The organism is Acidimicrobiales bacterium (genome assembly GCA_025455885.1).
GTDB lineage: Bacteria > Actinomycetota > Acidimicrobiia > Acidimicrobiales > Acidimicrobilacustridaceae > Rhabdothermincola_A.
Genome location: JALOLR010000014.1, coordinates 16,479 through 38,399 on the forward strand (window position 1 = coordinate 16,479; position 21,921 = coordinate 38,399).

Genomic DNA, 21,921 nt, shown 5'->3' on the forward strand with positions numbered 1-21,921 from the left:
ACGACAGCTAGGCCGCCTCGCCGCCGTGCTCGGCCGAGGACTCGCCGACGAGACGCTCCACGGCCCACGCCGGGATCAGTGTCCGTCGGGTGACACCGAGGTCAACGGACGGGAGCACGCCATCACGCACCAGGCGGTCGACGGTCGGTCGCGACACGCCGAGCATGACGGCGACCTCACGAGTCGAGTAGGTCAGCCTCGGAAGTCTGGTGATCTCGGCCATGAGCTCCTCCGGCACGGGTGAAGAAGAGGGCGAGGCACGGGTCCGGCCCCGTCGCGATGGAATCCTCACCCTTCAGACCCACTCCCAACCTGCCCTCGCGTCGCGCGCGTTCGCGGATTTCCTTCGAGTCGGACCGGGGACCTCCCCCGGTCACGAGTGCGGAGCGCGATGCCATTCGGGACCCACGGACTGCACACGACGAGCAGAAGGCACTGGTGGGTGCCCGTGGCCGGAAGTGTCGTCCTTCGGGTGCGGGCGGCGGAGCTTCGCCGGTCTCAGCTGGTCGCGCGGTCCGCCGCGGTCTTGACCTGTGATCGGAGTGCGTCCGCGTCAAGCGAGGTGAGCGAACGGAAAGGTTCTGGTGCCTGCCAGGACGCCAAGGTCTGATCGTCAGGGCGTGGCTCGATGGGGATCGCACCTAGACGTGGAAGTGCATAGAAGGTGCCATCGGGCTGGCGCTGGAGGAACAGCATGTAGACCTCGCCCGGGCAGTACCAGGGTTCGCCACTCCACGATCCAACGGATGTCCCTGGCGTCCCGGTCACGGTGGACTGCGTCTGCAATCGCTGGACCGTCAGGTTGTCGCCGAGGCTGCCTCGGTAGGTCTCCACGACGGCGACCTCCATCGGCTGACTGACCTCGGTTGCTTCGCCCACATCACCCACGATGCGGCCTTCGACGACGACGTCCGAATCCGTGATCATCTCATCGAGGCTCGCTGGATAGCGGCCGGCGTCGCCTGTGCCGGTGATGGGCGGGCGTTCACAGGACACGCTCTCTGTCGCTGATGGTTGGGACGCCGTGTCCAGTGGTCCCGCCGCTGTGTCGGTCGAGTCCTGCGAGCAGGCGGCGGTCGCCGCAATCGTGACGGCAGCAAGGAGGAAGCCGACCCGACGCGTCCGAGTTCTCGTGGATGCTGGTTGCTTCGAGTCGGATTCCATGGCCCGCCCCTCCTGTCTCGGTTGTGCTGTTCGACGACCGAGGGTGTCGTCAGGTTCCGCGGGGGTCGAGATTTGGATGCTCGCATCAGCCGCATGGCGCCGCGTACCCATTTCAGCCGATAGAGCCTTCCTCGATCCTGCCCCCAGGTCCGAGTCTCGTGCGATGGGGTGCAGGACGCTCGCAATGGACGAAGGCTGGAGCACAAGCACCCAGGTCGCGAGCTCGGCAGGATCGAGCACCCGACCTGCCCAGCGGCCCGCCGCCGCCAGCGGGAACTGGCAGGCCACGCACCCCGCCGGCCGCTCGGTCCCGGTCCTGCATCGGACCAAACACGACTCACCACACAGATCATCACCGGGCGGTGTGCACGCGCTGAGGCCCCCTCCGCCATCCGCCACGAGACCCCGCGCTCGACACCAGAAGCAGACTCACGAACTTGCACCCATTGTCCCGGGACCCAGTCAGCGCAGGTCCGTCACCACGGTGCCCGGCGATGACGACATCGCACGGTCCCGGAACTGACCGCAGACCAAGGCGAACACGATTGCAACCCCTCGGGGGTTGGGTTGCGTCGCGTCGCCCCCGCTCGAGCCGGCGACAGCGGATGGCCTCCGTCCCTGCGCCTGGCGGTCAGCAGACGGCGGCCACCGCCGCCGGCCATCGCGGTGGCGCACCATCGACGACACGACGGACGCACCCGAGGCCAGTTGCCAGCCCACGTCATCCAGCCCGAAGCAGAGCCGCTGCCGCGTCGGGAGACGGTCCCGGAATCGGTCCCGAGGGCGGTCCCGGAATCGGTCCCAGCCCCTGGTCAGGGGGGTAGGCGCGTAGTTACCTACCGTCCCCAACCGGCACCTCGGGGATACCCATCTCGGTTCGGTTTGGAGGCTGCGCCGAGTGGTGTGGCAGGTGCTCTCAAACGTCGGCTAAGCGGTCAGGTTCTTGCCCACAGGATCTTCGAACGGCTCGCTGCGTCGAGGATCGGAGTGGCGTCGAGATCGATCGCAACTTCGTCGAAGTGGTCGGGCCAGTCGGCATGGATCGTCATGCTTCCCGGCGACGGGAGACCGAAGCACCAAAACTGGCTGGCATACCGGTTTTGGGACCCGCCTCCCCCTTGCATTCGGAGCACGTGTCCGGTCGGTACACCGTCGTCGTCGAAGCCCGGCCCCTCCGGGGGGAGAGCGTTTGATGTGAGCGTGATCGACGACGAGCGGCCGGGACCGCCGCCGAATGGTGCCGCTGGAGTTCCGGTCTGCTCGGTGCTGGCGATCGAGCCGTCAGCGAACTCAAGACCGAGTCGGGGACCGTTCATAAACATCCGCCGTTGGCGCATGTGCGTCACATCGAGGGGGATGTTCGGGTTGTGGATCTGCACCAGGTCAAAAGTGAAGCCGTTGGCGAAGGCGTGCACGTTGTCGAAGATGACGGCGTGCTCATCCGTGACCGCCAGCAGCACTGACATGCCGACCGAGACACCGAGAGTGTCCTCGGCGGCGCGGTCCCACACAGGAGGACCCCACTTCGGGGGCTCCATCGGCATCCCTGCCGGGGAATCCGGTGGTGACCCGAAGAATGACATGGCGACGCTCCGATCATGACAGCGGTGGCTCGCACCTCCACCCGGGCCGAAAAGTCCCACGCTGCCCTCCGCCCCGGAGGATACGGGGTTGTGAGCGGTCACGACTGGGCAGGGATCTCCTAACGCCAAGAGCAGGGCGCAGGTTTGGCGGCCAAAGGCGGCTCGAGAGCACGGTGTTGCTCACCTCGCAGCGACAATCTCTGTCCCGCTCGACGTTGTCGCTGCGAGGTGAGCATTTCCGCCATCGGCATCCCCGACCGCCGGGATGCGGCGTCGCTTAGCGCACGGACCCTGACGAACCCCGACCGGTGGATCAGAAAGGTTCCTCATCAGGGTCGTACCCCGCCGGATTTGCCGCCACCGTCGGCTGGATGCTGTGTCGAGTCTCAATCTCATCGAGGATCCCGGTATTCACGACGGCGGCATCGCCCACCTCGACATTGGTCTTCTGCGCTCGTCGCAAAGTCGCAGCGTCTACGGTCGTCAGGTGGGATCCGTGGTCGCGTAACAGCGGCAGGGCTTCATTTGAAAACCTCCATGACGGCGACCTCGCGATCGCTTGAACCAGCGCCGCAGACATAGCTGCGCCACTCCGACGGTCAGTGAGCAGGAGCTTCACGATCTCTGGGGCCACCTGCTCCGGACGCTGACGGGCATTGATCGCCTGCTTGTTCCCAAGGAACCCGTGGGGGTCGACTTCGTAGGACAGCGAGATCACCGGTTGATGTCGGCCGAAGACGAAGCCAACCTCCTGGTCGCACCACCGACTCTCCAGAAAGTCAGCATGAAGCAGTGCAGCGAGCGCGTCGCAGGTCGCGAGCGATGCCTCGATGACCCTCTGCCATTCGCGGTTGGGCTCGATCGACACGTGGGCAACGAAGCCCTCGATACCCCAGCGGCTGAGAGTCTGTGCGAGCTCAGTGGCCGTTGCCCTGTGCGCGGCCAGGTGGCTCAGAAATAGACGAAGCCTGTCCGCGTCCTGCCAGGGTTCATCCTCCGGTGCCGTGCTGGTGGCGCTGTGGAGATACGCGTCGAGAAGCAAGAGGGTCTCGTCGCTGGCATCCTCCACCGACCAAAGACAGCTCTCGTAGAGCTCGCCCTCCTCGTTGAGATGGCGGAGATTCGCCTGGCGCGCTATCAGCCCTGCGTCGGCCCACCCTTGTGCGGCGAGAGAGCGACTGACCTTCTTGATCAGCTCAACTCTCGTCCCAAAGTCCATGACGCCACGCTAGGTCCCAGCGACCTCGTGGCCTTGGAACAACATGTTCATCGTGGGTTCAAGCCTCATCCTGCAGGAGTGTCCCAGAACGCCGGAGGTGGGAGGCGCTATGACTCGACAGTCACCGAGTACAGCAGTCGCTTGCCATCGACCTCCCAAGCTGCGAGGTAGTCGCCCGGGGTTAGCGGTGTGCCGTAGGCATCAGTCGCTCTGAATGCGAACCCGGTGTACTCCTCGCTGGCGCCAGGTTCATAGGTGAAAGGACCGCCGCAGTCGACGGTGTAGCCCTGCCAGAGCCCACCGTCGGGGTCCTCGACAGGCAAGAGCCCGAATCGGGCGGCACCCAGCTGGCACCCTGGGTCGGTGACGGGCTGCTCCGACTTGTTCTCCGCACGCATCGTCGTCTGAAGGCTGCCTCCGGATCGGACAGAGGGCGGAACGATCAGCTCGACGGTGAGGCCGCCGAGGACCTCTGTCTGGCTGACTGACCCTGCGGGCATTGAGCTAGGTGACGCAGGCTGCGGTAGGCCGGCTACCTCGTCGTCGCCCCGATCGCCACAGCCGCTAGCCAAGACCGCCGCTGCAAGGGCGAAAAGGACGAGCGACGCCAAGCGGATCATGCGGTCCATAGGTTGGTCTGACGATCGTATTCGTCTCTCAGTTCCCAAAACGTCCCGAAACGCCCTGGGGGAGACGCTGGCTGCTTCCATGTGGTCAGCTTAGGGGGTGACCGATGCTGGCGAGATCCATCGATGGCTTATCAGAGAGTTCGGCGTCGGCGGTCGCCTGACGGACGCTGGCCTGCAAGCAGTCAGCTGGAACGAAGGCGAACGAGTCCTCGTCTGGGTGTTGCCTGGGACCACGGATGACTTCTTGGCCATCGTTCACGAGCGGTTCCCAGGCGCGGACCTCGACGTGGTGGAGGGAATCGTGCGGGGCAGCACAACGTAGGTATCCCAGACCGCCGGGTCGAGGTGACGGGTCCAGTCCGCTCCGCTCGACGCAGCCCCTGACGGGCTCAAGGGTTGGGGAACATCCGGCAGTCCCTGCTCTCACCCTGGTAGCCCGGTCGCTCACCGCACCCCAGCAGCGCACGGTCGCTCAATGGTGAGCTCAACTCGACCTCGACCTGCCGCAGCCGCATGTCGCTGGTGCAAGCCTCCGCCCCGGAGGAGTGGATCGTCGCTGTGATCGTGACTGCGTCGGCCGATTCGTCCACGTCGGCGGTCTCGAACCGGTCGCAGGACGACGAGCCGACGTAGACCGTGATCGGTATCACCGACGTGCTTGAGTCCACAGCACTTCGCAACTCCCACGGGACGCTCGACGTGGTTCCGTTTCCCCCGCTACACGCTCCGCCGACCGCCACAAGAGCTATCGCTCCCACCAGTGCGTGCATCCGCATGAGAGCAAGCCTGGCATGCGCTTCGACCGTCTCCTATCGCCGGGTCTGAGTGTCGTTCCGGCAACTGCGTGAGTTACCCACTCCTCAGTTCGGAGGCGCAGGAGTGGCGATGGGGAACCATCCCCTTCGGTCGGGCGGCAGGGCCTCGAGGAACCTGATCATTACGACGTTGAGCCGGCGGATCGTCTCCGTAACATCTCGCCCATCGCTCTCTCGACGTTCTCGGTAGGCGGTTAGATGCATGACCCGCTTGTTGATCTCTGGCACGTGTCCGTCGAGCCAGGCGAGATCTTCGGAGTTCGGGTCCCACCCGGGGAGGTAGTGCAACGCAGAGAGGTCATCCCGCGTCGGTGGTCGGCAGAAGAAGTCGGTGAGTACTCGGCTGTGGAGGAGCAGGACCTCGACCCACGCGCTCCAGACGAAGTCGCCGTTCTCTTGCGGTTGTCCGAGAGCGAGGAGACGTGAGGCGCCCAGGTTCGCCATGGCGATCTCGTAGGCCACATGCCTCGCAAGACCAGGCAACTCCGCCTCGGTCGGCGGGGGCTCCATCTCCGAACTCATGAGGATCGACCCTATGCAGGTGGGCGGCCTCGGCGAGGGAGCGACCAACTGTCCTCCAACGCGCACGTCCCAAACGCCGGCAGAGTGACGCCTGGGAGATGTGCTGCACTAGAGACCTGGCCCAGAGGAGACTGTGGTGTACGGCGAAATGACGCCTGAGGAGCTACGTGAGCACCGGCGGAGCATCGCCGAGCACCGCCTCTCGATCGTCGAAGCTCTGCTCAGGGCCATCGATCTTGGCTGGCCGGTACTCGAAACGATCGAGAACTCCCCCGATCGATCGGAGGCTCGTCGCCGGTTGACGGACACTCCGTTCTCGTTCGATGAGGTGCAGGCAGAGCACGTGCTGGACATGCAGCACGGACGCCGCACCGAAGAGGGCCGTCGCTCTCTCAGCGAGGAAATGTCGGACTTGAAGCGCCTCCTATCCGAGAGCTGAAGCGGCACGCCACGCACCGTCGCTGCCCCTAAGGGCCTCCGTTACCTATCCCTGAACGCCGGGAGCACGCGGGGCCAATCGCCGTCGAACAGGACCACACGCTCGGCTACCGTCGGCTCGATGAGGGCGGTGCGGTTCATTGCGGGGGTTGTGTTTGTGGGTGCGGCCTGTGCGAGCTGCGGGAGCCCATCGGCTTCCACGGCTCCGCCGACCGTTCCCGCCACTGCCGCTCCGACCTCCGTGGTCGACGGAAGCTCTCCCGCCCTGTCTGCGAGCAGTTGCCGCGATCCCCAACCCTCAGTGGTTGTCTGGCTCGCGATAGATGCGACCTCAACACAGGTGGATGCGGTCAAAGCGAGCCTCATCGCGACCAGCGGCGTCGACCAGGTCATCTACATCGACAAGGACGCGGCCTACGCGGAGTTTCGCGAGCTCTTCCCGGATTCCCCGGAGATGCTTGCTTCGGTCAAGCCGGCGGATCTGCCCGCAAGCTTCAGAGTCGTGACCACTGCGCCCCTTCCGATCGGGACGGTGGACAACTGGTCCTCGATACCCGGCGTCGACTCCACGACCCTCAATCCGTGCCAACCACAGGAGGTTCCGCCGACGAAATAGAGGGCCCGCTCCCGTTCAGATTGGTCAGTCGGGTGCAAGTTCGCCGATAGGTGCGATGGGATGCTCGCCCTTTCGACACCACCACACTCCGCTGTCGTCACGCACCTCCGGATGAGCACCGGTGTCGTGTCGGTCGCACGTCGGCCACATCCCGCTCTCCTGAGCGAGCTCGCCTTGGAAGTAGTCCGCCACCTGCGCGTAGGCCTCGGCCCGGTCCATGGTGTCCATCGATGGGGTTCTGTAGCCGCGGTTGATGGAGATCCGTACCCGGTCCCCGTCCCAGAAATCGACCACGACCTCGGGGCGAAGCGGGGTCGTTCGACGAAGATCAGCTACCACCGCCGCAGTGGCCTCCCGGGCCAGGGACAACTGGTGCGCCGTCGCCGCAGCCTTCACGATGTCGCTCGATACCGGCCCCTCCTGCTCGAAGTAGTCCTCGAGCCAACGGCGCGATGCGGGATCGAGGGTGCCGGAGTCGGGCCCGTCGATCGATGACCCAGCATCGATGTCATTGAGCCACCGCTCAAACGCACTGCCGTTGTCATCCGCCACCGGAACAGGTTCGTGGATCCGGGCGGCGGCGCCAAGTGCGTTCGTCGACGCCGTCTCACAAGGCCAGCTGGATCAGCAGGGTGGGGGCCACAAGGTTGGGCCGGTCGTGTCGTTGGCGCGTTCGAAGCTGTACCAGACGCTGTCGATCTTGGAGCCCTCGGGTAGTCGGTGGGGTGCCGAGCCTCGATAGGTAGCGCCGGCGCGCTCGACCACTCGCCGGTTGGCAGTGTTGTTCACGGCGGTGTGGATCCGAACTCGGCTCGTGCCGAGATGGTTGTGCCCGTAGTCGATGATCAGGGGCAGTGTGGCGGTCGCGAGCCCCTTCCCACGACCGGTTGGCCCGAACCAGTAGCCGAGGCTCGAACCTGTCTTCGGAGGGCCAAGTGTGAGGATGTAAACGCCGACCAGTTCTCCGTCGGGCCGGTACACGCCGAGCATGGTCGGGCACGAAGCCTCTGGAGCTGGCTGCTTGGGCGTTCGAGTGGAGGTCGCCTTCATCCGGCTTGCCGCTGCGCGGGGGTCGGGCCACCCCTGCGCACGGATTACCTCGTCATCGATCGTGGCCTCAAAGGCCGCTGGATCGAGCGGTAGCGGTGCGATCGTGAAGGAGTCGGTGACGAGGGTATGGGTCTGCTCCCAGATCTCGCGTGACGGGACCTCGGGTTTGCGGGTCCTTCGCATCCACGCAGCCTACGGATTCCCGGTCGTCTGATCGAAGAGTCCCAATCCGCCGGAGACGTGCAGCGGCAACTGGTTGGACACCCCCCGAAGCCCGGATCGATCCATCATCAGGTAGCTGGTGCGACATCGGCGTGCCTCGGTCCCGTTGGCACCGAGATTCCTCTCAGGCGAAAGGAGAGGCCGATGGATCATCGAATCTCACGGTCGTGTTGGTCAGCCGGAAGGGCTCATTGGGGACGGGTCTTTCCGCGCGGGGCCCCTGGGGATCTAGTAGCAGGTCGGAGTTCGATCGGCGATCGAGATCAACACGGTGCTGTCGACCAAGAGGGGTCTCGTCACTCCACCCCAGTCGTTCCCTTCATGGAGGGTGGTTGTCCACTTCACGGCGCCGTCCTGAGCACTCGTCGCGATGAGGTGGAGGTCATCGGGCGTCGATACGCGATCGGCGGCGATCTTCAACCCACCGAACTCGACGACATCGGGACGTACCTCACCGTTGATGGACTGTGTCCCGATCGGGCCGGTCTCGCCGGACGCATCGATGACGAGACGGTCATTGGAGTCCGCAACGGTTCCGACGATGGCGCCTGTTGCGACGTTAACCACCGTGTCATCGAGTTCGAGGGGCTCTCTCGCCGGCACCCGGGCGCGGTCTCCGCCCACAGGCATCAGGTAGGCCGCGTCCAACGGGACGTTCGTCGACCAGCGAACCTGCCCGGACGCAGCGTCCACCGCGACCAGGCGACTCTGTGCTCCGGAGATGTCGTGACCGCACGCATCGAGTCGAGGCTGCGTGCAGGCGGCGCCTGCCAAGACCACCGCCGCAAGGCCCGCCAGGAGCCACGGCCAGGCCACGAGTCGGGCGCGGCGGATGCTCATCACGACACCCTATTCAGCTCCTCTACCGCAATCGTGGCCCCCGGTGCCCCTAACGCCGGGCACTGGTCGCACCAGGTGGCACTCGTGACACGGTGCTTGGTTCTGCACCGGAGCGACTCAGTTTTCACCGCCCAGAGCTCAGCTGCTTGCTCACTCCTGGTCGGCGGAGGACTGTGGGAAGCTCCTGCACGTGGCGACGATCTGGCGACGAGTCCCGGCGGCTGCGGACTGGGCTGTTGCGGTCGTGGCGGGGATTGCCCTCTATGCGCTGAACGTCACTGACCAGGGCGGCCCACTGGACGGTGCGGGGTTGTCGGCCGGCCCCACAACCGCCGGGATCACCGAAGGTGGGCGGGTGACGTTCTACGGAGCGCTGGCCATCGTCGGCGCTGTGCTTGCCATGGGTGGCCTTCTGATCACGATTGCCGGGCCCGGATGGAGAAGCGCCGGCCTGCTTGCGTCTCGCTCTTTTGGCGGGCTCGCTGCGGCCGGGCTCGCGGGGCTACTGCTCGATTACCGGGATGGACCCGTGAGCCTGATTCGTTCCGTTGTCTACGTGCTCCTCGTGTTGAGTGTGGTGCGGTTCGTGCGCGTCTCAATCATGCTGGCGAGCCTGTCCGACGAGGAGACACTCCGCGCGTAGCTCAACGAGCGCTGCATCCTGAGCTTCGGGTGGCCCAGTCCAGTTCCTCGACATCGCCGAGACGGCTCAGCTACGCGACTCCCAACGCGGCCTGATCTGACACCGGATTGACACCGGACTTGGCGGTTCCGGTGTCATTTTCCGGCTCTCGGCGCTCATTGGTGAGCCATATGTGCTGCTAGAGCCGCTGCTGCGCGACTTGAGCGGCTTTGCAAGCAGGGGGTCGTGGGTTCGAGTCCCATCAGCTCCACTCAGTACTTGCTGGTATTTCTCGGTGCCGCTGGGTTGCCCATGCGGCGGTTGACACCATGGGTTGGGCTGACGTCGCCGGTGTAGCCGATGACGCCTACGCGGCCTGCAACGGCACGGCGCCGGGCTGCCAGCCGGCTTCATCGGTGGTGCTACGATTCCCGAATTCCACAGGGTGAATGAGGGAAGTGGCACATGCGAAACCCTTTGGCACGGAGGCGATTCGTCGCGACGCTCACATCCTTTGTGCTCGCTGTGGCCGTTGTCGTGGTCGCACCGGGTTCGGCCGGTGCTTCAGGCGCGACGCTCGTGATCAACAGCAACACCAGCTCCATCTATGGCGGTTTCAGTAGCACGGACTCCGGCACGACCTGGTCGAGCTACTACCAGTTCATGCAGACCGGCCGCGACACCAGTTCGTCCCTCCTCGTGGAGGAGTTTCGCTGGGCGTTCGAGCTCCCGCTCGCGGCCCTGCCGACCGACGCGACCATCACCAGCGCGATCCTGCAACTGCGCACGGCTAATCCCGACCTAGCCGGCCAAACCGCTCTGGTGGGGTACGCAGGCGACGGCGCAGTGACGCTCGGCGATGCCGATGTCATGGGCCCACAGGTGCTGTTCACCCCCACAGTCCCCGCCTACCAAGCGGTGGACGTGACCACATTGATCACGGCCGGGGCCCGCTCAGCCGGATTTGTCGGGTTCTCGTTGCGCCAATCGCCCGTGGGCAGCACCTACACCCTCTGGGACAGTCCTGAGTTCTTCAACCCTCCGTTTCTGACCATCACCTACACGACCCCTGATCCGACAACGACAACGTCGACCCCACCGACCACCTCCACGGCCGATTCGTCGGTCACGACCCTCGACGTGAGTGTCTCGGCGGGTGGCGAAGTCGTTCCCGCCTTCACCGGCTGACCGGAGATCGCCGGACGATCCTGCCAGTCCGGGCCCCGGGTCCCGACCTCGGCTCGGCCCAGCACCGCGGGGAAGGCTCAGGGGTGAAGGCGGATCAGTGTCCCAGACCACCGGTCATACGGGTGACGGCGCGACCACCATCCCAGAACGGCTCAGCGCATGAGACCGTCGACCTTGCTCCGGGCCTACCGCGGGGGCCGCTTACGCTCGTTACGCCTTCGGACTGGATCCAGACCGAATGCGTCCGGGAACCAGATGACCATGGCCCCGCACCCGGCCACCGCCATGAGCAATCCCGCGTTCCTGAGCCACGCCGGACCGATGAACGCAGAGGCGACGAGCAGCGCAAACCCGAGAACTACGGCGATGGCGCGTACGCCATAGGCGAGCGATAGCAATCCACTCCTGAGCCCGTCCTTCTCGCGTCGCACGGAGGCGACGTACCCCGTCCTCACCAGTCGAGTCCCTCGACGTCGCCGAGACGGCTCTGCGACGCGACCCCAACGCGGCGTGACCTGACACCGGATTGACACCGGACTTGGCGGATCCGGTGTCATCTTCCGGCTCTCGGCGCTCATCGGTGAGCAATATGTGCTGGTAGAGCCGTCCTTGCGAAACTTAGGCGGCTTTGCAAGCAGGGGGTCGTGGGTTCGAGTCCCATCAGCTCCACTCCATCTCCCCACGGTTCAGAGGACCGCCTCGCTCATCCCGACCGGCGATCCGTGTCGGCACGCGGTCGAGCTACTCGGAGTCGTCCCATTCGCTGTCGAGATCGAGCCGGATGTAGAGGAGTTCGATCGACCCGTCAGAGGTCCTCTGCCCGATCACCGCGACACCGCGCACTAGGACGCCGGCCGAGATCAGCAGTCGGTAGTCCGGACGACCGCTCACGGCCTCCGGCAGTTCGTCGAAGCGGGTGGCGAAGGCGTCGACGATCGGGAGCAGGTCGATGGTCAGGAAGTCGTTGACCGAGGGCTCGCCACCGGGGCCGCGATCGGTGCCGAGGACCCGGTCCAGCTCGTCGAACACCGCGTGCGAGACGCGAACTGAGCGCCGCTCCTCGCTCACCGAGCGGTCAATCGGTGGGCTGGGACTCGTGAGACTCGATGAGACGGTCGGCGTCGGCCCGGACCTGGTCGAGGAACTCGGAAGGAACCGAGTCGAGGTCGGTGACCACGCTCTCGTCGAAGATGGCCTGCTGCTGGCGGCGGCTGAGGTTCTCCATCTCGGCGGCGGTCCAGACCTTGCGTGCCATCCGGTCACCCTACCCGGGCGGTCCGACAGCGAACAGGCCACCACCGCACTCTGACGTCGCCGCGAATGGATCCAGCAGCGGGAGGACCGTTCCTTGCCCGATCGGAATGGGGCCTGGGAGGATGCGTGCGTGTCAGGCAGCGGGGGCAACGGGGTGGATGGACCTGACGACGACCACGCTCGTCCCCGGCGCGCGGTCGCGCGCAGGACGGCCTTCCGACCGCCCCGGCTCGTCGGGCGAGACGCCGAGATCGCCGAACTGACCAAGGTCGTCGAATCGACACCGTTGACCACCGTGACCGGCCCCGGTGGGGTCGGAAAGACGGCGATCGCCCTCGCCGTCGCCGACGCCACGGAGGAGCGCTTCCCCGACGGTGTGTTCGTCGTCTGGCTCGCGTCGTTACGGTCGGCCGACCACATCAGCAGCGAGGTGGCCGCGCAGGTCGGGATGCCGCGGTCGGGCGGTGAGTCCTACGAGGACGCACTCGTCCGCTGGCTGGCCGAGCGTGACGTGCTCCTCGTGCTCGACAACTGCGAACACGTCACCTCCGCCGTCGCCGAACTCGTCGAGGACCTGACCGCCCGGCTTCCGGGTCTGAATGTGCTGGCGACGAGCAGAGAGCCGCTCTGGGTCGTCGACGAGATGACCTACCGGCTGGCGCCGCTGACGGTCGCGGAGCGTGAGGCGACCGGCGAAGAGATCGACTCGAGCCCGGCAGTGCGCCTCTTCCGGGAACGCGCCGGCGCCCGGATGCAGGCCTCGCTCGAGACGGACGACGCCGGTCGTCTCATCGCTGATATCTGCCGTCGGGTCGACGGCCTTCCGCTCGCGATCGAGCTCGCCGCGGCACGGGTGGCAGGACTCGAGCTGGTGGACATCGAACGTCACCTCGATGAACTGTTCGAGTTGCTCCCCCAGTCGGCCCGCCGGGTCGACGGCGCCCAGCGGTCGCTTCGCGCCACGGTGGAGTGGAGTGACGCGCTGCTCCGGGACGACGAACGGCGCCTGCTGCACCGGATGGGGGTGTTCGCTGGAGGGTTCGACCTCACTGCGATCGAGGCGGTGTGCGCCGACGACGGCCAGACCGCAGCACAGGTCGCGGACCTGACCGCGCGCCTCGTCGAGAAGTCACTCCTCATGAAGCAGGAAGGCGGCGGCCCGTACCAGCTGCTCGAAACGATCCGCCAGTACGCGACCGAACACCTCGACGCCGCGGGAGAGCTCGGCATCATCCGTGACCGCCACGCTCGCTACTACCTCGACCTCGCCATGCAGGAAGGAGCGGCGACGCTCGCCGGCCCGGAACGTCCGCACCTGGAGGTGCTCCGCCGCATCGACGACAACACCCGTGTCGCGCTCGAACGCCTCCTCTCGATCGATCCGACGGCAGCACTGGAGCTGGCCGCGACCCTGAACAGCTACTGGTGGACCCAGGGCAAGCTCCGCGAGGGCATCACCTGGCTCGAGCGGGGGCGCGCGGCGGTGCCGGACGCACCGGCCGAGCTGCGCGCCACGAGCCTCTTCTGCGAGGCCTTCCTCATCGCCCACGACACCGACGACTGGCAGGCCGCGGCAGCCCTGCTCGACCTCGGGATCGCAGCCATCGGCGATGCTGCCGATCCCCCGCTCATCCTCGGCATGCTGCACTGCCTGCGCGGCGAGTGCGACGTCTTCGCCGGCGACGCGCCGGCGGCGGTGGTCCGCACCGAGACGGGGATCGCGATCTCGTCCCGGTACCCCGACTCGTGGGGGCACGGCTTCTGCCTCTGGAACGCCGCGTTCGCCCGCCTCAACGTCGGCGACGACGACGCCGCTCTCGAGTTGCTGATGCAGATGCTCGACGTGACGACCGCCGGCGGCTACGCGATGCCGGGTTTGGTCTGCGAGCAGTCGCTGGGCGAGATCTGGGAGGCGCGCGGCGAGCTCGACAAGGCCCGGTTCTTCTGGGAGGAGGCGCTCCGCCATCGGCGGGAGCTCGGTGCGCTCCGCACCGGGTACGTGCACGGCTCCATGGCGACCGGGCTCCTCGCAGTGGCGCGGGTCGCCGTCGAGCAGGGCGACCTGGAGACCGCGGCGAGCCTCCTGCGCGAAGGTCTGCCCCTCGCGGAGGAGATCCGAGACGCCGACACGGCCGCGAAGATGACCGAGCTCCTGGCGAGGACATCACGGTCGGCGCCGGTGGAGCGGGCGATCCTCCGACCGGAGGACGGAGTCTGGCGCATCGAGTTCAACGGCACCGAGGTCCACGTGCCCGACCTGAAGGGGCTCTGGCATCTCCGCGAGCTCGTCTGCCGACCCGGTGAGCCGGTATCGGCCCTGGCCTTGGTCGGTGCATCGGCGGACGAGGCGATGCACCGAGGGGACACCGGTCCACTGCTCGATCGCGAAGCCCTGAGGCAGTACCGGCGCCGGCTGGCCGAACTGGACGACCGGCTGGACGATGCGGCTCTGCGGGGAGATGCCCGGCGGCAGGAGGAATGGGCCGCCGAGCGAGACGCCCTGATCAGAGAGCTGAAACGGGCGACAGGGCTGCAGGGCAGGCCGCGCCGGTCGGGCTCACCGGCGGAGAGGGCCCGCCTCAACGTCACGAGGACGATCCGCCACGCGATCGCCGAGCTCTCGGCGAAGGCGCCCGATCTGGGCGCACATCTCGATGAGTCGATCGTGACGGGGGTCTCGTGCTGCTACGAGCCGCGAACCCCGGTCTCGTGGTCGACCTGATCACTTCGCAGCCTGGTTCGTTCGGAACGAACCACCGATCAGGCCCGAACGAACGCCTTTCCTGTGGGTGGCACCACGGCCGCCCACGAGAGAAGGACGGTACGAGATGTTCGTGACGGTCATCCATCGAATCCACGATCCCGAAGGCTTCCAGGCCGCCGAGGCGAAGGCGCTCGAGGCCGGGCTGCCCACCCACGTCGCACTTCCGATCCATGCGGCGACGAACGACCACGGCCTCGGGGTCTGCATCTGGGAGGGCGAGTCGGTCGAGGCGGTCCGTGAAGTGGTCGAGGGCGCCGTCGGGGCTTGGGCCGACAACGAGTACTACGAGATGCAGGTCGACGGGCTCACCCCGAGCTTCGCGTAACGACCGCCAACGCACGCCGGCCGGGCGCCTGCGGCCCGTGTGGATCCGCTGACCGGGGACCGTTCCAGAGATGGGCCCCGGTCAGCGATCCGGAACACCGATCGGCGTGGCCATGCCCTCGAAGAACCGCGTGCGCGGGTTCGAGAGCAGTCCCATCAGCTCTACCCAGAGGCACCCGGCAGGAACATCACACCTGTGACCATGCCGATCCGGCGCACATCGCCCGCACCGGAGTGGCGCTGCGGCGTATGCTCGCCTTGGCGGGTTCGCTCACGATGTGGAGCGAGGGGGCCAATGCAGCACCAGCGACTGGAAGCGCGATCCCTGGTTCGAGGGCACCCTTCCGGAGAACGACCCTGCGCGCGACCCCGCCCACCCTGTCGCGCCGGCGATCCCGCAGTTCTGACGACGCTCCTCGGATCTTGCTAGGCCGTGGCGCCGTGCACGTGTGCCTTGACCAGGTGCGTGATGCCCAACACGATGCCGACGGCGAACGAGCCGATCCCGGTGAGGACGACCGCGATCCCGAGGAACCAGGCGTTGACTCCCAGTGCCGCAGCTCCGATCACACCGACGACGAGGCACGGCCCGGCCACCAGGAACTTCCACCACACGGCGGCGGAGCCCGGTTCGGTGACCGGACTCGAGCGCCGCCAGGCGATGATGCCGATCGCACCCGCGACGACGGCGATCAGCACGCCCGCCCCGAGCGCAGCTGGTTCGCTGCCTCCCACGACGGCTACCGCAAGTCCTGCGACCGCGAGGGCGAGGAGGACGGTCGGGATGAGACGGTCGGGGGTGCGCATGTGGGCCTCCAGGTGTTGGTGAGGGAGCGTGAGAGCGAGGTCGAGGGTCGCCCGGGCGGCGACCGCGGCGGTGGACTCGTCCCGGAGCTGATCCGTCAACAGCTGTTCCATGTCTTCGCCGTACTCCTGACGGAACCCTCGGGGATAGAGGTGGAGCGCCATCCCGTAGAGCCGGGCGACGACCGACGCGATCATGCGATCGCCCCCCCGGGGAAGTCGTGTCGCACTCTCTCGACGAGCGTGGCCAGTCGGCTGAGCTCGTCGAGTGCGACGCTCCTGCCTGCCGCGGTGAGCTCGTAGTAGCGGCGGCGTTCGGTCTCGTCGCGCTCGACGCGGTCGCTGGTCTCGATGATGAGCCCCTCGTCGACGAGTCGATTGAGTGTCCCGTAGAGGGTGCCCGGGCCCATTCGCACGGCGCCGTCGCTGAGTTCGGCGACTCGCTTCATCAGCGCGTAGCCGTGCAGCTCTCCGCCGAGCAGGGCCAGGGTGAGATGGAGTGACGCAGAGGGGAGCGGTTTCCGACCGGCAGCCATAGTCGAAGTATGATGTATCGGAAACCGATAGTCAAGCGCCGCCCCCGACGCTGGGCGCCGCCCCCGACGTCGGGCGGGCAGCCGCCCGGGCGCCCGTCCGAGAGTGACGCCGTCAGCGCGAGCGGGGGAAGCCGAGGCCGAACATGGCGATGAGGTCGCGCTGCAGCTCGTTGGTGCCGCCACCGAAGGTGAGGATCACGACGCCGCGCACCATCGCCTCCAGGCGACCGGCCAACACCGCCGCCGGCGAGTCCTCCTTGACGTAGGCCCTCGGGCCGAGCACCTCCATCAGGAGCCGGTAGCACTCCAGGTAGAACTCGGTGCCGAACACCTTGACCGTCGACGCGTCGGCCGGGTCGAGCGAGTGCTCCTTGGCCGACCACGCCACCTTCCAGTTGGCCAGGCGGAGGAACTCGAGGCGGGCGTGGACCCGGGCCAGGTTGAGCTGCACCCACTCCTGGTCGATCACCCGCCGCCCGTCCGCCAGCAGGGTCTCCTGCGCCCAGCGGCGCACGTCGGTCAGGTTGCGCTCCGGGCTCCCGCTGGCGCACAGGGTGACCCGCTCGTGGTTGAGCTGGTTGGTGATGAGCCCCCACCCGCCGTTCTCCTCGCCGACGAGGTACTTCGCCGGCACCCTCACGTCGTCGAAGAACGTGGCGTTGATGTCGTGGGAGGCCATCAGCGTCAGCGGCTGGAGGGTGATCCCCGGCGTGTCGAGGGGAACGATCAGCACCGAGATCCCCTTGTGCTTCTTGACCTCCGGATCGGTGCGCACCGCCAGCCAGATGTAGTCGGACCCGCCGGCCAGCGACGTCCACATCTTCTGGCCGTTGACGACGTACTCGTCGCCGTCGCGCACCGCCCTCGTCTGGAGGGCGGCGAGGTCGGTCCCCGCCTCGGGCTCGGAGTAGCCGATGGCGAAGTGGATGTCGCCCGCCAGGATCCGGGGCAGGAAGAAGTCCTTCTGCCACTCCGTGCCGTAGTTCATGATCGTCGGGCCGACCGTGTTGAGGGTGAGGGTGGGCACCGGCGCACCCGCCCGCATCGACTCGTCGAAGAAGATGAACTGCTCGATCGGGTCGAGCTCCCGCCCGCCGTACTCCTTGGGCCAGCTCAGCCCCGCCCAGCCGTCGGCGCACATCTGCTTCCACACCCGCTTGCTGGTGGGGCCGATGCTGTTGCCGTGGCGGATCTCGCGCATCGTCTCGTCGTCGAGCAGGCGGTCGTAGTAGTCGCGCAGCTCCGTGCGCAGCGCCTCCTGATCGGGCGAGTAACTGATCTCCATCGCGCCACACCTCCGGACCGGGCGCGCTCCCCTCGAGGCGCCCGACCCGCAGCGTCGCACACGCCGACAGACGCCGACGGATCGGGATCGCCCCTCCGACCCGTCAGGTCGGAGCCGCCACCGGGACCTCGGGGCCCAGCACGGCCCCCCCGACGAGATCGAGACGATCGCCGCTCCAGAACCGGCCCGGATCGAACCAGTTGGCCGGCGCCCGCCCGTCGAGCAGTCCCATGCGGGTGTAGGTGATGGCCAGCAGCTCCGCGCAGTACACCGCCTGCTCGGAGGCGTCGCGCCGCAGCCGTCCCGACAGCCACTTGCCCACCAGGCGACGGGTGCGGGGGAACGGTCGACCCTCGTACTCCGCCACCACCCGCAACACGTCGTCCTCCATGCGAGGAGTGATCTCGGCGTCGAGGTGCCGGACGAACGCCGACTGCGAGTACCGGCCGGTCCACACGTCGAGCGCCTCGTCGAGGCGGTTGAGCTGCGCCCCGCGGTGGCGGTCGCCGCTCCACACGCTCTCGAGCGACTGGCCCAGCTCGGTGTGCCAGAGCAGCGGCGGCAGGTCGTCCAACGCCACCACCATGGCCACGTGGTTCACCGGGGCGTTGGTGAACACCCGGATGGCCCGGTCGGCGCCGGACGGCCCGCGGAACAACCACACGTCGCCGGTGCCCGCGGTGGCGAGCGCCTCGGAAGCCGTCATCGCAGGAGCCATCGTCGCTAGCGTACGAGCCTTGGGATCCCGAGGATGGAAGTGGATCGGGCTCGGCGCCCTCGCCGCCATCGCGGCCGGGTCGGCGATCGCCGTCGGCCGGCAGCAACGGCGCCGCCGCCGTTGGCGGGACTACGACACGGACGAGATCCGCGAGCGCCTCCAGGCCCGCTTCGCCGCCCTCGACCCGCCGGACGACTGAGGGTCGGCGGTGGGCGTCAGCCCGTCGGATCCCCCTCGGCGGTGCGGGACCGTTCGGCGCACGTCTTGATGCCCCGCAGCATCCGCTGGGTCATCACGAAGCTCACGACGCCGATCGGCGCCATGAGCGCCCTGGTCAGCCGGCTGTCGAAGCCCGTGCGCTCCCGCACGATCAGCCGCGACCGCCCGCCGGGCGCGGGCCGCACGACGAAGGTCCACTGGAACTCCCACCGGAGCTGTTCGTCGCGTCGCACCGGCCGTCCGGCCTTCACGTCGGCGACCTTCAGGACCAGCGCCTCCCGGGGCACCACCTCCACGACGTACCAGCCGCCCGACCCCTTGGCGTCGGCGAGGACGAGGTCCCCCACCGCCCGCTCCTGCCACTCGGGCACGATCACGTCGCGGTTGTGGATGCCCAGGCCGAAGAGGTTCTCGAGTGCCTCGTACGAGTAGAAGCCGCCGCGGTCGGCACCGAGCTGGAGCAGCCACGGCCAGACGTCGCCGGGCGAGGCGTCGACGGTCACCGCCCGGGTCACCTGGTCGGCCGGCTCGGCCACCAGGTCGTCGCCGGGCAGCGCCATGTGCACCTCGTCGTCGGTCGCCCCCCACCGCTGCTGCCAGGGGGTCACGAACCGGTGCCACGCCGCCGCCAGCGCCGCGGCGAGGAGACCAACGGTGACGAGACGCCTCATGGCTGTCCTCCCTCGTCGTCAGGGACGCCCCGATGGTCGGCGCCCGGGCGCCGACCCGCCAGGGCTGAACGTCCCCGATCCCCGGGGGAGCACGTCCGGCGGCCCGGACCGGGTGGGACCGGGCCGCCGGACGGGACCTCAGCGCAGGTCGAAGCGGTCCAGCTCCATCACCTTGGCGAACGCCGACACGAAGTCGGCCACGAACGTCGCCTCGGCGTCGGCGCTCCCGTAGACCTCGGCCACGGCCCGCAACTCGGAGTTCGAGCCGAAGACCAGGTCGACCCGGGTGCCCGTCCAGCGCACCTCGCCGCTGTCGCGGCGCCGACCCTCGAACAGGTCCTCGGCCTCCGAGGTCGGCGCCCACTCGGTACCCATGTCGAGCAGGTTGACGAAGAAGTCGTTCGTCAACGCGCCGGGGCGGTCGGTGAGCACGCCGTGGGCCGAGCCGTCGACGTTGGCCCCGAGCACCCGCAGCCCGCCCACCAGCGCCGTCATCTCGGGCACCGACAGCGACAGCATGAACGCCTTCTCGACGAGCAGGTGCTCGGCGGGGAGCCCGCCGCCCTTCTGGAGGTAGTTGCGGAAGCCGTCGGCAACCGGTTCGAGCACCGAGAACGACTCGACGTCGGTCTGGTCCTGGGTGGCGTCGGTGCGCCCCGGGGTGAAGGGCACCGCCACCGGGTGTCCCGCCGCCTCGGCGGCCCGCTCCACGGCCGCGACGCCGCCGAGCACGATGAGGTCGGCGAGCGAGACCCGGGTGGCACCGGTCTGCGCGTCGTCGAACTCCTGTCGGATGCGCTCGAGCACGGCCAGCACCTCGGCGGTGCCGGCGGTGACGTTGGCGTCCCAGCCGGCCTGCGGGGCCAGCCGGATGCGGGCGCCGTTGGCGCCACCGCGCTTGTCGGTGTCGCGGTAGGTCGACGCCGACGCCCAGGCGGTGCCGACGAGCTGGGCGACGGACAGGCCCGAGTCGAGGATCCGGGCCTTGAGGTCGGCGATGTCGGCGGCGTCGACCAGCTCGTGGTCGACCGCCGGGACCGGGTCCTGCCAGAGCAGCTCCTCGTCGGGGACCCACGGCCCGAGGTAGCGCGAGACCGGGCCCATGTCGCGGTGCAGGAGCTTGAACCAGGCCCGGGCGAACGCGTCGGCGAAGCGCTGCGGGTCGGCGTGGAAGCGCTCTGAGATCTCGCGGTACACCGGGTCGGCGACGAGGGCGAGGTCGGTGGTGGCCATCATCGTGGGCCGCCGTACCGACGGGTCGTGGGCGTCGGGGGCCAGGTCCTCGTCGCGCACGTCCTTCGGGGTCCACTGCTGGGCGCCCGCCGGGCTGCGGGTGAGCTCCCACTCGTAGCCGAAGAGCAGGTCGAAGTAGCCGTTGTCCCAGCGGATCGGGTCGGTCGTCCAGGCCCCCTCCAGCCCGCTGGTGATGGTGTCGTCGCCCTTGCCGGTGCCGTAGGTGCCCTTCCACCCGAAGCCCTGCTCGGCGAGCGGCGCCCCCTCCGGCTCGGGGCCCACGTAGCGGTCGGGGTCGGCGGCGCCGTGGGCCTTGCCGAAGGTGTGGCCGCCGGCGATCAGCGCCACGGTCTCCTCGTCGTTCATGGCCATCCGACCGAACGTCTCGCGGATGTCACGGGCCGCCGCCAGCGGATCGGGGTTGCCGTTGGGGCCCTCGGGGTTCACGTAGATCAGGCCCATCTGGACCGCACCGAGCGGGTTGGCCAGCTCACGGTCGCCGCTGTAGCGCTCGTCCTCGAGCCACACCCGCTCGGGGCCCCAGTAGACGTCGTCCTCGGGGGCCCAGATGTCGGGGCGCCCACCGCCGAAGCCGAAGGTGGTCAGGCCCATCGTCTCGATCGCCCGGTTGCCGGCGAACACGAGCAGATCGGCCCAGGAAAGCTTCCGGCCGTACTTCTGCTTGACCGGCCAGAGCAGCCGGCGGGCCTTGTCGAGGTTGGCGTTGTCGGGCCAGCTGTTGAGCGGGGCGAAGCGCTGCGCGCCGGTCCCCGCACCACCGCGCCCGTCGGCGATCCGGTAGGTGCCGGCGGCGTGCCAGGTCATGCGCACGAAGAACGGGCCGTAGTGGCCGTAGTCGGCGGGCCACCAGTCCTGGGACTGGGTCATCAGCGCGTCGACGTCAGCGGCCAGCTCGTCGAAGTCGATCGACGCGAACGCCTCCGCGTAGTCGAAGTCCTCCCCCATCGGGTCGGAGGCGGCGTCGTGCTGGCGCAGGACGCGCAGGTTGAGCTGTTCGGGCCACCAGTGCTGGTTGGCGGTCGCGCCGACCGCCTGGTGGGTGGCGTGCATCACCGGGCAGGTGGCGGTGGACGGTTCGTCGCTGGTGGTCGTGGTGCCGTGCTCTTCGTTGCTCATGGCTCGCTCCTCGGCGGGTCGTGGGTGGTGCGGGGTCGGGGATCGGGGGTCAGGTGGGGAGACGGGTC

26 protein-coding genes are annotated in these 21,921 nt (G+C 67.9%); 8 read left to right on the top strand and 18 right to left on the bottom strand.

What is annotated here, in order from left to right; genetic code table 11:
• Window positions 1-7: 7 nt before the first annotated feature.
• From MUE36_12195 to MUE36_12215, 5 genes are all read right to left on the bottom strand, one after another.
• Window positions 8-238, bottom strand: a complete 231-nt coding sequence (locus MUE36_12195; protein MCU0311686.1) for a helix-turn-helix domain-containing protein — start codon at window positions 236-238, stop codon at window positions 8-10.
• Window positions 239-498: 260 nt separating this feature from the next.
• Entirely contained in the window at window positions 499-1,164 is a 666-nt protein-coding gene (locus MUE36_12200) for a hypothetical protein (protein ID MCU0311687.1), read from the bottom strand.
• Window positions 1,165-2,099: 935 nt separating this feature from the next.
• A complete protein-coding gene (locus MUE36_12205) occupies window positions 2,100-2,630 on the bottom strand; it encodes a hypothetical protein (protein MCU0311688.1) in 531 nt (176 codons plus the stop codon).
• Between the two features lie 430 nt (window positions 2,631-3,060).
• Complete coding sequence (locus MUE36_12210; protein ID MCU0311689.1) at window positions 3,061-3,966, bottom strand: toll/interleukin-1 receptor domain-containing protein; 906 nt, start codon at window positions 3,964-3,966, stop codon at window positions 3,061-3,063.
• Between the two features lie 107 nt (window positions 3,967-4,073).
• Window positions 4,074-4,595, bottom strand: a complete 522-nt coding sequence (locus tag MUE36_12215) for a hypothetical protein (protein MCU0311690.1) — start codon at window positions 4,593-4,595, stop codon at window positions 4,074-4,076.
• A gap of 97 nt (window positions 4,596-4,692) precedes the next feature.
• Between MUE36_12215 and MUE36_12220 the strand changes: the two genes are divergently transcribed.
• The gene (locus MUE36_12220) at window positions 4,693-4,917 is read left to right on the top strand and encodes a hypothetical protein (protein MCU0311691.1); all 225 of its coding nucleotides are present in this window, start codon (window positions 4,693-4,695) and stop codon (window positions 4,915-4,917) included.
• A gap of 67 nt (window positions 4,918-4,984) precedes the next feature.
• Here MUE36_12220 and MUE36_12225 read toward each other — a convergent pair whose 3' ends face one another.
• The gene (locus MUE36_12225) at window positions 4,985-5,371 is read right to left on the bottom strand and encodes a hypothetical protein (GenBank protein ID MCU0311692.1); all 387 of its coding nucleotides are present in this window, start codon (window positions 5,369-5,371) and stop codon (window positions 4,985-4,987) included.
• A gap of 84 nt (window positions 5,372-5,455) precedes the next feature.
• Window positions 5,456-5,932, bottom strand: coding sequence for a hypothetical protein (locus MUE36_12230; protein MCU0311693.1), 477 nt, complete (start codon window positions 5,930-5,932; stop codon window positions 5,456-5,458).
• Between the two features lie 136 nt (window positions 5,933-6,068).
• Here MUE36_12230 and MUE36_12235 point away from each other — a divergent pair, with 136 nt between their 5' ends.
• Together MUE36_12235 and MUE36_12240 are read left to right on the top strand one after the other, a co-directional pair.
• The gene (locus MUE36_12235) at window positions 6,069-6,371 is read left to right on the top strand and encodes a hypothetical protein (protein MCU0311694.1); all 303 of its coding nucleotides are present in this window, start codon (window positions 6,069-6,071) and stop codon (window positions 6,369-6,371) included.
• 300 nt (window positions 6,372-6,671) lie between these two features.
• Complete coding sequence (locus MUE36_12240) at window positions 6,672-6,986, top strand: permease-like cell division protein FtsX (protein ID MCU0311695.1); 315 nt, start codon at window positions 6,672-6,674, stop codon at window positions 6,984-6,986.
• Window positions 6,987-7,010: 24 nt separating this feature from the next.
• Here MUE36_12240 and MUE36_12245 read toward each other — a convergent pair whose 3' ends face one another.
• The 3 genes from MUE36_12245 to MUE36_12255 form a co-directional block, all read right to left on the bottom strand.
• Window positions 7,011-7,538 (bottom strand): hypothetical protein, encoded by a 528-nt coding sequence (locus MUE36_12245; GenBank protein MCU0311696.1) that lies wholly within the window; start codon window positions 7,536-7,538, stop codon window positions 7,011-7,013.
• Window positions 7,539-7,610: 72 nt separating this feature from the next.
• A complete protein-coding gene (locus tag MUE36_12250) occupies window positions 7,611-8,219 on the bottom strand; it encodes a GNAT family N-acetyltransferase (GenBank protein MCU0311697.1) in 609 nt (202 codons plus the stop codon).
• A gap of 267 nt (window positions 8,220-8,486) precedes the next feature.
• Entirely contained in the window at window positions 8,487-9,098 is a 612-nt protein-coding gene (locus MUE36_12255; protein ID MCU0311698.1) for a hypothetical protein, read from the bottom strand.
• Window positions 9,099-9,288: 190 nt separating this feature from the next.
• Here MUE36_12255 and MUE36_12260 point away from each other — a divergent pair, with 190 nt between their 5' ends.
• Together MUE36_12260 and MUE36_12265 are read left to right on the top strand one after the other, a co-directional pair.
• The gene (locus tag MUE36_12260; GenBank protein ID MCU0311699.1) at window positions 9,289-9,741 is read left to right on the top strand and encodes a hypothetical protein; all 453 of its coding nucleotides are present in this window, start codon (window positions 9,289-9,291) and stop codon (window positions 9,739-9,741) included.
• Between the two features lie 495 nt (window positions 9,742-10,236).
• A complete protein-coding gene (locus MUE36_12265) occupies window positions 10,237-10,908 on the top strand; it encodes a hypothetical protein (protein ID MCU0311700.1) in 672 nt (223 codons plus the stop codon).
• A 741-nt stretch (window positions 10,909-11,649) separates the two neighbouring features.
• Here MUE36_12265 and MUE36_12270 read toward each other — a convergent pair.
• A complete protein-coding gene (locus MUE36_12270) occupies window positions 11,650-11,937 on the bottom strand; it encodes a hypothetical protein (GenBank protein MCU0311701.1) in 288 nt (95 codons plus the stop codon).
• A gap of 46 nt (window positions 11,938-11,983) precedes the next feature.
• A complete protein-coding gene (locus MUE36_12275; protein MCU0311702.1) occupies window positions 11,984-12,163 on the bottom strand; it encodes a hypothetical protein in 180 nt (59 codons plus the stop codon).
• A 294-nt stretch (window positions 12,164-12,457) separates the two neighbouring features.
• Here MUE36_12275 and MUE36_12280 point away from each other — a divergent pair, with 294 nt between their 5' ends.
• Both MUE36_12280 and MUE36_12285 read left to right on the top strand, forming a co-directional pair.
• Complete coding sequence (locus tag MUE36_12280; protein ID MCU0311703.1) at window positions 12,458-14,884, top strand: hypothetical protein; 2,427 nt, start codon at window positions 12,458-12,460, stop codon at window positions 14,882-14,884.
• A gap of 106 nt (window positions 14,885-14,990) precedes the next feature.
• A complete protein-coding gene (locus tag MUE36_12285; protein MCU0311704.1) occupies window positions 14,991-15,251 on the top strand; it encodes a hypothetical protein in 261 nt (86 codons plus the stop codon).
• Between the two features lie 425 nt (window positions 15,252-15,676).
• Here MUE36_12285 and MUE36_12290 read toward each other — a convergent pair whose 3' ends face one another.
• The 4 genes from MUE36_12290 to MUE36_12305 all read right to left on the bottom strand — a co-directional run bounded on the left by MUE36_12290 (window position 15,677) and on the right by MUE36_12305 (window position 18,593).
• The gene (locus MUE36_12290; GenBank protein MCU0311705.1) at window positions 15,677-16,252 is read right to left on the bottom strand and encodes a hypothetical protein; all 576 of its coding nucleotides are present in this window, start codon (window positions 16,250-16,252) and stop codon (window positions 15,677-15,679) included.
• The gene (locus MUE36_12295; protein MCU0311706.1) at window positions 16,249-16,590 is read right to left on the bottom strand and encodes a PadR family transcriptional regulator; all 342 of its coding nucleotides are present in this window, start codon (window positions 16,588-16,590) and stop codon (window positions 16,249-16,251) included. The genes MUE36_12290 and MUE36_12295 overlap by 4 nt, the downstream gene beginning before the upstream one ends.
• A 112-nt stretch (window positions 16,591-16,702) precedes the next feature.
• Window positions 16,703-17,875 (bottom strand): acyl-CoA dehydrogenase family protein, encoded by a 1,173-nt coding sequence (locus MUE36_12300; protein ID MCU0311707.1) that lies wholly within the window; start codon window positions 17,873-17,875, stop codon window positions 16,703-16,705.
• Window positions 17,876-17,978: 103 nt separating this feature from the next.
• Complete coding sequence (locus tag MUE36_12305) at window positions 17,979-18,593, bottom strand: hypothetical protein (GenBank protein MCU0311708.1); 615 nt, start codon at window positions 18,591-18,593, stop codon at window positions 17,979-17,981.
• Between the two features lie 19 nt (window positions 18,594-18,612).
• On the opposite strand from MUE36_12305, the gene MUE36_12310 reads away from it, so the two are divergent.
• Window positions 18,613-18,792 carry a hypothetical protein gene (locus tag MUE36_12310; GenBank protein MCU0311709.1) on the top strand — a complete coding sequence of 60 codons (180 nt, stop codon included), beginning with the start codon at window positions 18,613-18,615 and terminating at the stop codon, window positions 18,790-18,792.
• Window positions 18,793-18,808: 16 nt separating this feature from the next.
• On the opposite strand, the gene MUE36_12315 is transcribed toward MUE36_12310, so the two are convergent.
• The gene (locus MUE36_12315) at window positions 18,809-19,483 is read right to left on the bottom strand and encodes a hypothetical protein (protein MCU0311710.1); all 675 of its coding nucleotides are present in this window, start codon (window positions 19,481-19,483) and stop codon (window positions 18,809-18,811) included.
• 138 nt (window positions 19,484-19,621) lie between these two features.
• Window positions 19,622-21,853 (bottom strand): catalase/peroxidase HPI, encoded by a 2,232-nt coding sequence (katG, locus tag MUE36_12320; GenBank protein ID MCU0311711.1) that lies wholly within the window; start codon window positions 21,851-21,853, stop codon window positions 19,622-19,624.
• Between the last annotated feature and the right edge of the window lie 68 nt (window positions 21,854-21,921).